The organism is Aeromonas sp. sia0103 (assembly GCF_963895295.1).
Classification (GTDB): domain Bacteria; phylum Pseudomonadota; class Gammaproteobacteria; order Enterobacterales; family Aeromonadaceae; genus Aeromonas; species Aeromonas encheleia.
Map to the genome: position 1 here is coordinate 1,130,403 of NZ_CAWQKG010000011.1, position 13,596 is coordinate 1,143,998.

The 13,596-nt window shown below is 59.7% G+C and carries 12 protein-coding genes, 1 other RNA gene and 2 pseudogenes; 11 read left to right on the forward strand and 4 right to left on the reverse strand.

Annotated features, from left to right (window positions below; genetic code table 11):
- Positions 1 to 309 precede the first annotated feature (309 nt).
- From arcD to ffs, 3 genes are all read left to right on the forward strand, one after another.
- Positions 310 to 1,746: an arginine-ornithine antiporter gene (gene arcD, locus AACW18_RS07760; RefSeq protein ID WP_042653695.1), complete on the forward strand. Its 1,437-nt coding sequence runs from the start codon at positions 310 to 312 to the stop codon at positions 1,744 to 1,746.
- Between the two features lie 93 nt (positions 1,747 to 1,839).
- On the forward strand, positions 1,840 to 2,628 hold the full coding sequence (locus AACW18_RS07765; RefSeq protein WP_218388271.1) for a sulfite exporter TauE/SafE family protein: 789 nt from the start codon (positions 1,840 to 1,842) through the stop codon (positions 2,626 to 2,628).
- A gap of 100 nt (positions 2,629 to 2,728) precedes the next feature.
- Positions 2,729 to 2,825, forward strand: an RNA gene (ffs, locus tag AACW18_RS07770) — signal recognition particle sRNA small type.
- Between the two features lie 462 nt (positions 2,826 to 3,287).
- Here ffs and AACW18_RS07775 read toward each other — a convergent pair.
- Positions 3,288 to 4,250: a LysR family transcriptional regulator gene (locus AACW18_RS07775; protein ID WP_218388272.1), complete on the reverse strand. Its 963-nt coding sequence runs from the start codon at positions 4,248 to 4,250 to the stop codon at positions 3,288 to 3,290.
- A 137-nt stretch (positions 4,251 to 4,387) separates the two neighbouring features.
- Here AACW18_RS07775 and AACW18_RS07780 point away from each other — a divergent pair, with 137 nt between their 5' ends.
- The 7 genes from AACW18_RS07780 to AACW18_RS07805 all read left to right on the forward strand — a co-directional run bounded on the left by AACW18_RS07780 (position 4,388) and on the right by AACW18_RS07805 (position 10,674).
- On the forward strand, positions 4,388 to 5,536 hold the full coding sequence (locus AACW18_RS07780; RefSeq protein ID WP_218388273.1) for an iron-containing alcohol dehydrogenase: 1,149 nt from the start codon (positions 4,388 to 4,390) through the stop codon (positions 5,534 to 5,536).
- 104 nt (positions 5,537 to 5,640) lie between these two features.
- The gene (locus AACW18_RS07785) at positions 5,641 to 6,624 is read left to right on the forward strand and encodes an aldo/keto reductase (RefSeq protein ID WP_218388274.1); all 984 of its coding nucleotides are present in this window, start codon (positions 5,641 to 5,643) and stop codon (positions 6,622 to 6,624) included.
- A gap of 103 nt (positions 6,625 to 6,727) precedes the next feature.
- Positions 6,728 to 7,756: an MBL fold metallo-hydrolase gene (locus AACW18_RS07790; protein WP_256351773.1), complete on the forward strand. Its 1,029-nt coding sequence runs from the start codon at positions 6,728 to 6,730 to the stop codon at positions 7,754 to 7,756.
- Between the two features lie 27 nt (positions 7,757 to 7,783).
- Positions 7,784 to 8,254 (forward strand): (R)-mandelonitrile lyase, encoded by a 471-nt coding sequence (locus AACW18_RS07795; protein WP_218388275.1) that lies wholly within the window; start codon positions 7,784 to 7,786, stop codon positions 8,252 to 8,254.
- 63 nt (positions 8,255 to 8,317) lie between these two features.
- Positions 8,318 to 8,530 carry a flavodoxin gene (locus AACW18_RS21490; protein ID WP_370302244.1) on the forward strand — a complete coding sequence of 71 codons (213 nt, stop codon included), beginning with the start codon at positions 8,318 to 8,320 and terminating at the stop codon, positions 8,528 to 8,530.
- Positions 8,531 to 8,634: 104 nt separating this feature from the next.
- Positions 8,635 to 9,696 carry an alpha/beta hydrolase gene (locus AACW18_RS07800; RefSeq protein ID WP_339381488.1) on the forward strand — a complete coding sequence of 354 codons (1,062 nt, stop codon included), beginning with the start codon at positions 8,635 to 8,637 and terminating at the stop codon, positions 9,694 to 9,696.
- Between the two features lie 126 nt (positions 9,697 to 9,822).
- Complete coding sequence (locus AACW18_RS07805; RefSeq protein ID WP_218388277.1) at positions 9,823 to 10,674, forward strand: aldo/keto reductase; 852 nt, start codon at positions 9,823 to 9,825, stop codon at positions 10,672 to 10,674.
- Positions 10,675 to 10,806: 132 nt separating this feature from the next.
- Here AACW18_RS07805 and AACW18_RS07810 read toward each other — a convergent pair whose 3' ends face one another.
- The gene (locus AACW18_RS07810) at positions 10,807 to 11,193 is read right to left on the reverse strand and encodes a winged helix-turn-helix transcriptional regulator (protein WP_256351774.1); all 387 of its coding nucleotides are present in this window, start codon (positions 11,191 to 11,193) and stop codon (positions 10,807 to 10,809) included.
- Positions 11,194 to 11,265: 72 nt separating this feature from the next.
- Between AACW18_RS07810 and AACW18_RS07815 the strand changes: the two genes are divergently transcribed.
- Positions 11,266 to 12,276 (forward strand): zinc-dependent alcohol dehydrogenase family protein, encoded by a 1,011-nt coding sequence (locus AACW18_RS07815; protein ID WP_218388278.1) that lies wholly within the window; start codon positions 11,266 to 11,268, stop codon positions 12,274 to 12,276.
- Between the two features lie 154 nt (positions 12,277 to 12,430).
- Here the strand turns inward: AACW18_RS07815 and AACW18_RS07820 are convergent.
- Positions 12,431 to 13,392: pseudogene (locus tag AACW18_RS07820) on the reverse strand (IS5 family transposase).
- 71 nt (positions 13,393 to 13,463) lie between these two features.
- Positions 13,464 to 13,553: pseudogene (locus AACW18_RS07825) on the reverse strand (IS1 family transposase); the annotation flags it as partial.
- Positions 13,554 to 13,596 lie beyond the last annotated feature (43 nt).

Sequence of the window (13,596 nt, forward strand, 5' to 3'; positions counted from 1 at the left end):
TGGCGGGGCCTCGGGCGCCTGCATGTCCATGCAGCGCTGATCTGGAAAAGGCGGGGCGAGGTCATGGAAAAATGAGAAATATCAATGGGTCTTTCTGAATTTGAACCAGCTCACAGGCGCTTGAGGTCAGTGCTGTAGAATTGCGCGCGGTCAAGGTGGCGCATGATTGGCACCGCGAGGGATTGCGGTCGGAATAGTCATGCAATATAGTTGCCGCCTTTTTCACGGGGCTCGGACTCTTCGCCCCTCCCATGTCGCGCGCAGTATGAATACGGACGCTCTGCAGCCGCCTAATCAAACAGGATTGAGATGGACAAGAAACTAGGGCTTGGCGCCCTCATCTCGCTGGTGATCGGCTCCATGGTCGGCGCCGGGGTCTTCAGTCTGCCACAAAATATCGCCGCTCATGCCAGCGCCGGGGCCGTCGCCCTGGGTTGGGCTATCACCGGTCTTGGCATGATCTGCCTCGCGCTGGTCTACCAGAATCTCTCCATGCGCCGCCCGGATCTCGACGGCGGTATCTTCAGTTATGCCAAGGCGGGCTTCGGCGACTTCGTCGGCTTCAACGCCGCCTGGGGTTACTGGCTCTGCCAACTGCTGGCCAACGTCTCCTACGCCATCGTGGTGTTCAGCGCGCTGAGCTACTTCTTCGATACCCCCGACAACGTCATCTTCGGTGACGGCAACACGCCGGTGGCCATCACGCTCGCCTCCCTGCTCATCTGGTCGGTACATGCCCTGGTGCTGCGCGGGATCCAGGTCGCCGCCCTGGTGAATATAGTCACCACCATCGCCAAGATGGTGCCGCTCATCGTGTTCTGTGTCGCCGTCCTGCTCGCCTTCAACATGGAGACCTTCACCCTGGACATCTGGGGACAGGGCAACATGGAACTGGGATCCGTGATGGATCAGGTCAAGTCCACCATGAAGGTGACGCTCTGGGTCTTCATCGGCATCGAGGGGGCCGTGGTGGTCTCCGCCCGCGCCCGTCATCGCAAGGACGTGGGCCGTGCCACAGTGCTGGCGCTGCTCGGCGCCCTGGCGCTCTATGTGATGGTGACCCTGTTCTCCCTTGGCGTGATGAGCCAGCCACAACTGGCCGCCCTCAAGAATCCGTCCACCGCCATGATCCTGGAGGCCGTGGTCGGCCCCTGGGGCGCCTGGCTCATCAACATCGGCCTGGTGATCTCGGTGATCGGCGCCCTGCTGAGCTGGACGGTGCTGGCGGCGGAAGTGCCCTACATCGCCGGCAAGACCGGGGTCTTCCCGGCCTGGTTTGCCAAGGAGAACAAGAACGGCTCGCCCAAGGTGTCGCTCTGGTGCTCCACCTGTCTGGTGCAGATCTTCCTCATCATCATCTATTTCCAGAGCAGCACCTACCTGGCGCTGGTCAACATCGCCACCTCGGCGGCCCTGGTGCCCTATGTCTTCTCCGGCGCCTATGGGCTCAAGCTGGCGCTGAGCGGGGAGACCTATCAGGGCCAGCCGCACCAGCGCAAGCGTGACCTGCTGCTGGCGCTGGTGGCCACCGTCTACGGCTGCTGGCTGGTCTATGCCGCCGGGGTGGAATACCTGCTGCTGGTGGCACTGCTCTACAGCCCGGGCATCTTCATCTACTGGAAGGCGCGCCAGCATCATGGGCTGCGCAGCCTCAACCGGCTGGAGCAGGGGATGACGGCGGCCCTGCTCGGTTGCGCCGTGCTGGCCTTCTACAAGGTGATGGACGGTACCATTCCCCTGCATTAATCGGCACAATGAAGAGATGGCCTCCTGGCCATCTTTTTTTTCAGGTGTCGACTGGCAGAAACGGACGGTGACGCCGCTTGGGAAGGACATTCTATGCTGTTTATGGGTTATCTGCTGTTGGGGGCCTTCGCGGGCATATTGGCGGGGCTGTTCGGGATCGGGGGGGGGCTCATCATAGTGCCGGTGCTGGTCTTCACCTACCATGCCCAGGGGGTCTCCCCCGATATTATCACCCATCTCGCGCTCGGCACCTCGCTGCCCACCATGATATTCACCGGCTTCAGCTCGCTGCGGGTGCATAAACAGGCGGGTGCCGTCGACTGGCTGATCATCCGTCGGCTGGCGGTCGGCATGCTGGTCGGCGCCTGGCTCGGCGGCATGACGGCCAACCTGCTCAGCGCCAGCACCCTCAACGTCATCATAGGTTGCTTCGCCTGGACCATGGCGCTGCAGATGGGGCTCAACCTCAGACCCAAGGCGGAACGCCATCTGCCTGGTCCGGTCGGCACCGGCATCGCCGGCACCGTCATCGGCTGGATGTCGGCGCTGTTTGGCATCGGCGGGGGCTCCCTGACAGTGCCTTACCTCAGCTGGAACAGCGTGCCGATGCGCAACGCCGTCGCGGCCTCCGCCGCCTGCAGCATCCCCATCGCGCTGGCGGGCAGCCTCAGCTACCTCTACGCCGGCTGGGGCCATGCCGGCTTGCCCGAGTGGAGTCTGGGCTTCATCTATCTGCCGGCCTTGCTCGGCATCATCCTCACCAGCACCCTGTTTGCCCGCATCGGCGCCAGGCTGGCACACCGTCTTCCCCCTCAGCGACTCAAGCAGGCATTCGCCATGCTGATGTTGGTGATAGGGGCAAAATTTATGCTATTTAGCTGATTTATTGGCTAATTGCCGAAAAAGCAGGCAAACGCACCGTCCCCGGGCAGAAAGCCATTGCAATGAAACGGGACTTTGCTATTCTCGTCGCCGGTGGTCCCATTGGTCCTCTCGCATTGATAACCCGTCGACCTGGTCAGGACCGGAAGGTAGCAGCCAAGGTGGGGGACTCGAGTGCCGGGATGTGGCTGGTGGGGCCACCACTTGTTTCTGCAAATCAATAAGTTACGACTAACAACCCCCTTCAGACCTCTTGGTAATCCACTTTGTGTGGATGAATCAGGAGTCTTCATAGTGAATCTCTGGCTCAGTCCCCACGGCATCTGGTATTACCGGAAAGTCACCACGCTCCCTGTGGTCGTCGTAAAGAGATTAAGAAATCCCTGCAAACCCGAGACAAACTGGCTGCCGTGCCGCGGTAACTAGGCAGCTCGCCCGTACTATCCCCAAGCGTCATGCCCTCATTTCCCTTAGTTTCGCCTCCCTGTCTGCTTTAGCGTGCCGGTGTACCCCGTCAATGCACACGCTGCGGCCTTGCCTGTCTGACCCTCTGCCCGATATCAGCCAGCCTCTGCTGGCCCGGCTCCCTCGCCATTCCTGCCGTCCATGACGGCAACACTCATCTTGGGGTCCACGCCAGGATAAACCCATCACGAGCCTCAGGCTGTCGGGGCAATGCCTTTGGCATGGGCAAGGCGCAGCTCCTCGGCACCGAGCACGAACTCCGGGCTGTCGGTGAGGCGTTCGACCGCCAGATCGATGAAGCGGCGTACCCGGGCGGGCTGGGCCGCGCGGCTGCCGTAGTAGAGAAACAGGCTGTACATGTCTGTCATGTGGTCGAGCAGCAGGGGAACCAGGCGACCGGCCCGGATGTGCGCCGCCGCCGTCGGCCCGGCAATTTGGCCTATCACTTCTCCCGCCAGCACGGCGCCCAGCTCTACCGTCTCATCATTGGTCGATATTGCCGGACGAACGAGATGATCCTGCACGCTCTCCCCAAGCTTCACATGCCAGGGAATAAGGTGGCCGGTGCCGGCATGACGAAACACGCTGCAGCGGTGCACGCCCAGATCGTGCAGCGTGTGCGGCACCCCATGTTTGCGCAGATAGGCGGGGGAGGCGCAGATGATGAGCTGCAAGGGAAACAGGCGGCGTGCGATCAGCCCGTCCTGCGGCGAGAGCCCGATCCTAAGGCCCACATCGACTCGCTCCTCTACCCAGTTGCCGATACGGTCATCGAGCTGCACATCCGGCTGGACCTCGGGGTAGAGCCGGCAGTACTCGTCCAGCACTGGGCCGATGATCATCTGCGCGACCGAGCGTGGCCCCACGATCCGCAGTGGGCCGGCGAATGATTCCCGGGTCTGCCTCGCGGCTGACAACGCCTGTTGCAGGCCGAGCAGGGCGGGTTGGGCTGCCTCCAGAAAACGCTGGCCCTCTTCGGTCAACGACATGCTGCGGGTGGTGCGATGGAACAGCCTCACCCCGAGATAGGTCTCCAGTTGCCTCAGTGCCTTGCTGGCGGCTTGAGGGGAGATTTGCTGGGCCTCGGCTGCCTTGCTGAGGCTACCCAGTTCCACCGTACGCACGAAGGTGGTGATGGATCTCAATTCGCTGATCATGGTCTTTCTCGTCGATTTACATCATTTAGTTGTAACTGATTCATCCATTTGCCGTCTAGTTCGATGTTTATTGCCCATCTATAGTTCAGCTCATCGACAAGCCTCCCGGCATGAACCCAGACAGAGAGACGAGCAAGATGGACAATTTCAGCTTTTACAACCCGACCCGGATCGAGTTCGGCACCGGCAAGGAGCGGCTAATCGGCGAGATCCTGGCCCAGCACGGCATCAAGAAGGTGCTGCTGGCCTATGGCAGCGAGCGGATCAAGGGTGATGGCCTCTTCGCCAGCGTGAGCGCCAGTCTGAACGAGCAGGGTATTCCGTTCGTGGCGTGCGGCGGCATCGTCAGCAACCCGCTTATCTCCAAGGTGCGTGACGCCATCGCCCTGGCACGGGAACAGGGGGTCGACGCCATTCTCAGCGTCGGCGGCGGCTCCGTGCTCGACAGCGCCAAGGCCATTGCCGCAGGGGCCCTTTATCAGGGGGATGTCTGGGATCTGTTCGTCGGCAAGGGGCAGATCGAGGCGGCGCTGCCGGTGTTTGCCATCCTGACCCTGGCTGCCACCGGCAGCGAGATGAACAGCGGCGCCGTGGTGACCAACGATGACACCAAAGAGAAGTTCGCCATCAACTCGGTGCACACCTTCCCGAAAGTCTCCATTGTCAATCCGGCGCTGATGCAGACGGTCTCTCGCGACTATCTGGTCTACTCGGCGGCAGACATCATAGCCCACTCCATCGAGGGCTACTTCACCGCCAAGGTGCAGCCGAAAATTCAGTCCCGCCTGGTGGAGTCCGTCATCGCCACCGTGCTGGAGACCACTGAGCAGTTGCTGGCGGATCCCGCCGATTACAACGCCCGCGCCGAGTTCGCCTGGGCGGCGACCCTGGCATTGAACGGCCTGACCTATGCGGGGACTTCGGGTTTTGGCTACCCCAACCACATGATCGAACACGCTCTCTCCGCCCTGTTCAATGTGCCCCATGGCGCCGGCCTGTCGGTGGTGATGCCCGCCTGGATGAGGTGGTACCAGGGCCAGAGTCCGGCTCAGTTCGAGCGCTTCGCCCAGCAGTTGTTCGGCTTGAAAACCGCTGAGGAAGGTATTGCCGCCCTTGAGAAATGGTTTGACAAGATTGGCACGCCGACCCGCCTCTCCCAGCTCGGCATCACGGAGGCGGACCTGCCTGCCATCCTGGAGAACCTCAAGGGTAACGCCCGCTGGTTTGGCCTGGCTGAAACCTACACCCAGGACGTGCTGGCCACCATCCTTCGCAATGCTATGTGAGTGGCGGTGCCTCCAGGTCCTGTGTCAGGACTGAACCGCGCGTCGCCAGCCATCACACCATGGCGCTCTCCAAGGAGAGCGCCTTTCAAGAAAAGGGATCCATCATGCAAACACGTACTTTGGGTAACAGCGGGCTGGCAGTGTCGGCCATCGGTCTGGGCTGCATGGGGCTGAGCTTTGGCTATGGCCCGGCCACGGACAAGGGGCAGGCCATCGCCCTGATCCGCCGCGCCCATGAACTGGGGGTGACCTTCTTCGACACCGCCGAGGCCTATGGCCCTGGCGATAACGAACTGTTGCTGGGGGAGGCTCTCGCCCCGTTCCGGGACAAGGTGGTGATCGCCACCAAGTTCGGTTTCAAGCACGGCAAGGTCTCGGAGGGGCTGGACAGCCGCCCGGCCACCATCCGCGCAGTGGCGGAGGCGTCGCTGCGCCGCCTCAACACCGATGTGATCGATCTCTTCTACCAGCACCGCGTCGATCCCGATGTCCCCATGGAAGAGGTGGCTGGCACAGTGCGAGACCTTATCCAGGAGGGCAAGGTGCGCCACTTCGGTCTGTCCGAGGCCGGTGTCGACTCCATTCGTCGCGCCCACGCCGTGCAGCCGGTGGCGGCGCTACAGAGCGAATACTCCCTCTGGTGGCGCGAACCGGAGCAGGCCATCCTGCCGTTGCTGGAGGAATTGGGTATCGGGTTCGTCCCTTTCAGCCCCCTCGGCAAGGGCTTCCTGACCGGAGCCATCAAGCCCGATACCCGTTTCGATGACTCGGATTTTCGCAACATAGTCCCACGTTTTGCCGAGGCGGCGCGCCAGGCAAACCAGCATCTGGTCGAAGTATTGAGCGACCTTGCGGCCAGCAAGGGGGTGACGTCTGCCCAGATCGCGATCGCCTGGTTGCTGGCGCAAAAGCCCTGGATCGCCCCCATTCCCGGCACCACCAAGCTGCATCGGCTCGAGGAGAACCTGGGCGCAGCTCGGGTGGTACTGAGCGCCACCGATCTGGGAGACATCCAGCGTGCCCTGGTCGGGATCAAGGTGGAGGGGGATCGCTATCCGTCACACCTGCAGCACAACGTGGGTCGCTAAGGTCGGATCGTCAACAGGAGTCTCATGAATGCAGAACCCCTCTGTACTCTCTCGCGCCGTCCCAAGGGGCCGGCGCTCTCTCTGGTTGCTAACAGGAGCCGTGATGGCAGGCATCTTTTCCTATGTATTGAAACCGGGCCTGCCCGCACACCCTGACTCTTCCCAGTATCAGGCGGGTCAATTCAGCAATGTCGTGGCATTGCCGCAGCGCAGCACCTGGGAAGGGGTACGGCTCTGGTGGGATTTTCTGTTCGCCAAGCCTGATGGCACTGTGCCGGATCGCGCCATCCCGGTGCAGGCCATGAGCCGTGAGGGGCTGATGGCCGCCTCGGATAACAGTGTGTGGCGCCTCGGCCACTCCAGTCTGCTGTTCAAATTGCAGGGCAAGTTCTGGCTGACGGATCCCGTGTTCAGCGAGCGCGCCTCGCCGGTGCAATGGTTTGGCCCCAAGCGCTGGCACGCACCGCCCATCCCCCTGGATGCGCTGCCTCCCATAGAGGCGGTGATCCTCTCCCATGATCACTACGACCATCTCGACCATGACGCCATCCTTGCGCTGCAAGAGAAGGTCAGCCACTTCATCACGCCGCTCGGCGTGGGGGCGCGCCTGGTTGCCTGGGGTGTCCCCCGGCACAAGGTCAGGGAGCTGGATTGGTGGCAGAAGGCCCGGGTCGGCGGCATTGAGTTCATCGCCACCCCGGCCCAGCACTTCTCCGGCCGTGGCCTTGGCGATGGCAACCAGACCCTGTGGGCCTCCTGGGTCATTCGCGGGGAGGGAGCCACTCTCTTCTTCAGCGGTGACAGCGGTTACTTCGATGGCTTCAAGGAGATCGGCAAGCGTTACGGTCCGTTCGACATGACCTTCCTCGAGACCGGGGCCTACGACAAACGCTGGGAGTACGTGCACATGTTGCCGGCGCAGACGGCGCAGGCGTTTCACGATCTGCGCGGGCTGTGGCTCTATCCGATCCACAACGGCACCTTCGATCTGGCCATGCATTCGTGGGATGACCCGCTCGAGCAGATAGTCCGTTTGGCCACCGAGCAGCAGATCCCATTGACCACCCCGGTGATGGGCGAGCCCCTGAACGTGCTGATCCCCCATGAGGGCAGCGCCTGGTGGCGCGAGTGACACATTTTTAAAGCACAGGAGTCGACAATGAACCCAATATCCGCAACCACGCTTGCCCAGGCTGAGGCAAAAGATCAGACGATACAGGTATTTTCCCCGGGGCTGGTGCCTGCAACCCAAGGTGCCAGCGAATTCTTCGTCGGGGATGTCTATGTGGATCAGCTGTATCAGGGCACGGCGCCCGCCGCCATCTCTGGCGGCCTGGTCAGCTTCACGCCGGGGGCGCGCACCGCCTGGCATACCCATCCTTTGGGCCAGACCCTCTACGTGGTCAGTGGGCTAGGGCGGGTGCAGATGGCAGAAGGTCCTGTCCTGGCGATCCGGCCAGGGGATCTGGTCTGGATCCCGGCTGGCGTGAAGCACTGGCACGGTGCTGCGCCAGATACCCCCATGACCCACCTGGCGCTGGCTGAACGGCAGGATGGCCAGGTGGTGACCTGGCTTGCGCAGGTGAGCGAGCGTGATTATCGCGCCTCCGTCGCCGGGGACCGGAATTGAGCATGCAGGGGAATAATAGTCAGCCCGATCCCCAATCAGTGCACCTTGATACCGCCCCTTAGCGTGATCAAGCGCTTCTTGATCACCCATGATCTGGCGGGTAAGCGGCTCGTTCCTTTCATCACCCACGGTGGTTATGGCATCGGGGATAGCGAGGCGGTACTCGCCAGACTGGCGTCAGGTGCCCGGCGAGATGCACCACTGATCATGGAGTGCGATCAGGAGAGGCGAACGACCGAGACAGTAGCCCGGTGGCTGGAGGCCAGAGGGACTTGATCTCATCTTTGGGCGAGGCAGACAGGTCATCGTCGTGATGGCGACAGGTGACGTTCATTACGTAAACAGGATTGATGCTTGATGCCAAACAAGGGAACACAACCATGAAGAGACTCAGTAAATCATTGCTTTTTTGCATGCTGGCAGGGGTGCTTGTGGCCCCCGCTCATGCCGATCCCCTGGTTATTCAGGAGCAGGGCAGCTTTGCCGCGGGGGGCGCCGTCGTCACCGCCCCCGGCAAGTTTGACCCCAAGCAGCCACTGGAGCCTGCCGGTCAGACCTACCATGGGGATCACGCCAGCGTCTTCTATCAAATTCCGCCCAACCCGCACAAGTACCCGATCGTCATGCTCCACGGTGCCGGCCAGTCTTCCCGTACCTGGCAGACCACGCCGGATGGCCGGGAAGGCTTCCAGAGCCTCTTTCTGCGGCGGGGGTTTGCGACCTATCTGGTCGATCAACCCCGCAGAGGCAGCGCGGGTCGCAGCATGGTGGAGGGGGCGGTGGCCCCCAATCCGGATGAGCAGTTGTGGTTCAATCAGTTCCGTCTTGGCGTCTGGCCGGATTATTTCAAAGACGTCCAGTTTTCTCAGCATCAAGCGGTGCTGAACCAGTATTTCCGCCAGATGACGCCCAACACCGGGCCCTTTGATGTCAATGTCATCGCCGATGCCATGGCGGCGGTGGTGGACAAGAGTGGTCCGGCCATCCTGTTCACCCACTCTCAGGGGGGCGGACCTGGCTGGCATACCGCCATAAAAAGCAACAAGGTGAAGGCCATAGTCGCGTTCGAACCAGGCAGTGGCTTCCTCTTCCCTGAGCAGGCGTTGCCAGCCCCTATGCCGAGTGCGTTCGATACCCTGAAGGGGGAGCCGGTGGCGATGGCGCAGTTCATGAGCCTGACCAAGATCCCGGTGCTGATCCTGTATGGCGACAACATCCCAAGCCAACCGACTGCCATGCCCGCCCAGGACAGCTGGCGAGTACGGCTGGCGATGGCCCGCCAGTGGCGGGATCTGGTCAACCAGCATGGAGGGGATGTCACTGTGGTTCATCTGCCCGAAATCGGCATCAAGGGCAACACCCACTTCCCCTTCTCCGATCTGAACAATGTGCAGATTGCCGATCTGGTCAGCCAGTTCCTGAAAGAGAAGGGTCTGCAATAACCAGGGGATAACGGCAGGGTGCCTGATATGCACAATCAAGGTGGTCAGCGCACCCTGGCAACGAATTGATCCCTGGAGACCCTTGGCTGCGTCATGCCAGTCACACCACAGCGAAAGGAAAATGAGATGAACACAGTCAGACTCAACAACGGTATCGAAATGCCCCTGCAGGGCTTTGGTGTCTTTCAGATGACGGAGGCGGCAGAGTGCGAGCGCGCCGTCATCGAAGCCATCGACAGCGGCTATCGGTTGATCGACACCGCCGCCTCCTATCAGAATGAGGCCCAGGTCGGGAACGGGATCAGGCAGAGCGGCATCGGGCGTAACGAGCTCTTTGTCACCACCAAGCTCTGGCTGCAAGACGCCAGCTATGAGGGGGCCAAGGCGCAGTTCGAGCGCTCCTTGAATCGCCTGCAGCTCGATCATGTGGATCTCTATCTCATCCATCAGCCCTACGGGGATGTCCACGGTGCATGGCGGGCGATGGAAGAGTTGCTGCAAGCCGGCAAGATCCGCGCAATCGGCGTCAGCAATTTCCAGCCGGACCGGCTGGCGGATCTCATGGCGTTCAACAAGCTGGTGCCTGCCGTCAACCAGATAGAGGTGAACCCCTTCAATCAGCAGTTGCATGCCGCGCCCTGGATGCAGAGTCGACACATACAGCCACAGGCGTGGGCTCCCTTCGCAGAGGGCAGAAATGGTCTGTTCCAGCATCCGGTGCTGACCGCCATCGGCGCGAAGCGGGGAAGGAGCGTGGGGCAAGTCGTGTTGCGCTGGATCTTCCAGCGAGGCATAGCGTCGCTGGCCAAATCGGTGCGCAAGGAGAGGATGAAGGAGAACCTCGATATCCTCGACTTCGAGCTCAGTCAGGATGAGATGGTGCAGATAGCCGCGCTGGATACCGCAACCAGTGCCTTCTTCTCTCACCGCGACCCCGCCATGGTGGAATGGTTGACTGGCCGTAAACTCGATGTTTAACCACTCGAGACGACATAAACCATGAGGTACTTATCCATGCAAAAACGATATCTCGGCGCGAATTCAACGTTGAAGTGCAACGCCAGACCAAAAATCAGGCAGCCTTGAGCGGCTACCGAAGCTGAAATATCCTCAGATAGCACGTTCTGCCTGGTAATTACCTATCCAATCCGTCAGCACTGTTACCAACCCGGCGACCTCAACACCCGCCGGGCTGAGGGAATATTCGGTATGCGGCGGGATCACAGGGAAGGAAACCCGGATGACCAGACCGTCCTCCTCCAGTTCCTTTAAAACCTTGATGAGCATACGTTCACTGATGCCCGTTAATTTCTGACGAAGCTCGCTGAAACGGTGCGTTCCCTCCAGCAAGGCGACCAATGTCAGCGTTCCCCAACGGCTGGTGATATGGCTGAGCATTTGCCGGGAAGAACAGGACGCATCGAATGATTCCTTACTGGCGAGCATGCGTGAAAGTACATTCTTCTGCTTCCGGTCGCTGATTTTTGATACTGACATTTTTGTTCGTACTTATCGGTAGGGGGTGGAAAGGTTACCTTCTCTGCATCGTAGATACCAATAAGAGACCAGATGATGAAGGCTGCACTACTCGGACATATGCCTGGGATAGACCAGATCCAGTTAACGGACATCGCCGACCCAGGAAAACCTGGCTCTGGTGAAATCAGGGTACGGATCCACAGCAATTCCCTGAATTTTCATGATTACAACGTTGCCGCAGGGATCCTTCCCTCTGTCGCTGGACGGTTGTTGATGTCAGACGGTGCCGGTGTGGTTGAGGAGATCGGGGAAGGCGTTACCGGGTTCACTGCTGGCGATCATGTTGTCTCCGTTTTCTTTCCGGACTGGGAGCAGGGGGACTGTCCTGCCATCGGCTTTAGCCGCACCCCCGGTGATGGGCTTGACGGATATGCCACCTCATATGCTGTTCGCCCGGCAAACTGGTTTATGCGTGCACCGAGCGGCTGGGATCATGCCGAAGCAGCCACACTGCCCACTGCCGGATTAACCGCCTGGCGAGCCCTAGTCGTGAATGGCAACATCAAAGCCGGAGATGACGTCTTGATCCTGGGTACGGGTGGCGTCTCAGTTTTTGCCCTTCAGTTTGCACTCATGGCTGGTGCGCGTGTCTGGGCGACGACCTCTTCTGATGAGAAGGCCGAATGGTTAATACGCCAAGGTGTTAGCGGAGTGGTTAACTACCGCCGGGAGCCAGAATGGGGTAAAAAAATACTGGACATGACCGGTGGTCGGGGCGTCGATCATGTTGTGGAGATCGGTGGGCCAGGGACGCTAGCACAATCGCTCACGGCTGCCAGGATTGGTGGTCACATCAGTTTAATAGGTGTATTCACTGGTATTGTCGGGCAAGTACCGACGGGGGCCATTATGGGAAAACAGCTGACAGTTAAAGGCATAACAGTCGGCAGCCGTTCACATCAACTCGATATGATCCGTGCGTTCAATACGTCTGGAATTCGTCCTGTCATCGATTCCAGGATGCCGCTGGAAGATATTCAGGTTGCTTTTGAGCACCAGTTACATGGCAAACACATAGGCAAAATATGCCTGGATATTTAGGGAAGGTGCGAATAAGTGGTTAGCACCTTCGTCTTTGATAGTCAGATCGATTTTTGATTATCTCCGTTTCCAAAATCGCCCTATTTTCTTCAAAAATCAGCTTTTATAACCATTTTCACCCTCTTTCTGGGGGTGTTATCCGATTTTAGGTAGATCATTCCTGCGCTCTTATCAATTGGTCCACTCGGAACAAGTTCGCCAGAGTAAACAGCATCGCCAGTTGATTGTTGTTCTTCATCAGCCCCTTGTACCGCGCTTTGACGAAGCCAAACTGACGTTTGATGAGCCGGAATGGGTGTTCAACCTTGGCTCGGATGCTGGCCTTGAGCCTTTCAAGCTGGATGACGGCCTTGTTCTTGCGCGGATGTTTTTTGAGCGCCTTGACCTTGCCAGGCCGCTCGGCTATAGCCCATTTGACCTTCACCCCTGCAAGCTCCTCACGCTTGTGTGCCCCTTGGTAACCGGCATCACCAAATACAAAATCTTCCTTCCTGTGCAGCAGATTACCGGCTTGATTGAGGTCGTGCTCATTGGCTGCGGTGGTTTTCAGGTTGTAGGTCAGGCCGCTTTTGGCATCGACCCCGATATGGGCCTTCACGCCAAAGTGCCACTGGTTGCCCTTCTTGGTTTGGTGCATCTCGGGGTCACGCTGCTGGCGCTTGTTTTTGGTCGAACTGGGTGCCTCGATGATAGTGGTATCAACCAGCGTCCCCTGAGTCATCATGATGCCGGCGTCAGAAAGCCACTGATTGATGGACTCGAAGAGCTGGCGAGCCAGCTGATGCTGCTCCAGCAGATGGCGGAAGTTCATGATGGTGGTACGGTCAGGGATAGCCGGGTCGAGGGAGAGTCTGGCAAAGAGGCGCATGGAGGCAATCTCGTAGAGCGCATCCTCCATCGCCCCGTCGCTGAGGTTATACCACAGTTGCATGCAGTGAATAACGCAGCATGGTCTCCAGCGGATAGGGGCGACGACCATTGCCAGGCTTGGGATAGACAGGCTCAATCACGGCCAGAGGGAAGCAACGCCTCCATACGGGCAAAGAACGCTTCTTTTCGAGTTTGACGGCGTTTGCTATTGAACTCGCAGTCCGCGAAGGTGAGCTGGTGACTCATATTGAACCTCGTCCCTGATGCTAAGCGAGATCTGATGATCTCATACCAAGGGCTTGTTCGCACCTTCCCGAGGCCGGGATTTCTCTGACATAACTGCCCCAGTCATCACTGGTGAAGAAGCCTATCTGAAAGGGAGAGAGCAATCCCTGCAACCGTTGGCATTTTCGGGGAGATTACCATTCAACCCGGCCCGAGCAGGCTTGG

Excerpts from the sequence above, each read along its gene's own strand:
- AACW18_RS07800 (WP_339381488.1), top strand. The coding sequence starts at position 8,635 with ATGAAGAGACTCAGTAAATCATTGCTTTTTTGCATGCTGGCAGGGGTG.
- AACW18_RS07780 (WP_218388273.1), top strand. The coding sequence starts at position 4,388 with ATGGACAATTTCAGCTTTTACAACCCGACCCGGATCGAGTTCGGCACC.
- AACW18_RS07815 (WP_218388278.1), top strand. The coding sequence starts at position 11,266 with ATGATGAAGGCTGCACTACTCGGACATATGCCTGGGATAGACCAGATC.
- AACW18_RS07785 (WP_218388274.1), top strand. The coding sequence starts at position 5,641 with ATGCAAACACGTACTTTGGGTAACAGCGGGCTGGCAGTGTCGGCCATC.
- AACW18_RS07795 (WP_218388275.1), top strand. The coding sequence starts at position 7,784 with ATGAACCCAATATCCGCAACCACGCTTGCCCAGGCTGAGGCAAAAGAT.
- AACW18_RS07790 (WP_256351773.1), top strand. The coding sequence starts at position 6,728 with ATGGCAGGCATCTTTTCCTATGTATTGAAACCGGGCCTGCCCGCACAC.
- AACW18_RS07805 (WP_218388277.1), top strand. The coding sequence starts at position 9,823 with ATGAACACAGTCAGACTCAACAACGGTATCGAAATGCCCCTGCAGGGC.
- AACW18_RS07765 (WP_218388271.1), top strand. The coding sequence starts at position 1,840 with ATGCTGTTTATGGGTTATCTGCTGTTGGGGGCCTTCGCGGGCATATTG.
- AACW18_RS07775 (WP_218388272.1), bottom strand. The coding sequence starts at position 4,250 with ATGATCAGCGAATTGAGATCCATCACCACCTTCGTGCGTACGGTGGAA.
- AACW18_RS07810 (WP_256351774.1), bottom strand. The coding sequence starts at position 11,193 with ATGTCAGTATCAAAAATCAGCGACCGGAAGCAGAAGAATGTACTTTCA.
- arcD (WP_042653695.1), top strand. The coding sequence starts at position 310 with ATGGACAAGAAACTAGGGCTTGGCGCCCTCATCTCGCTGGTGATCGGC.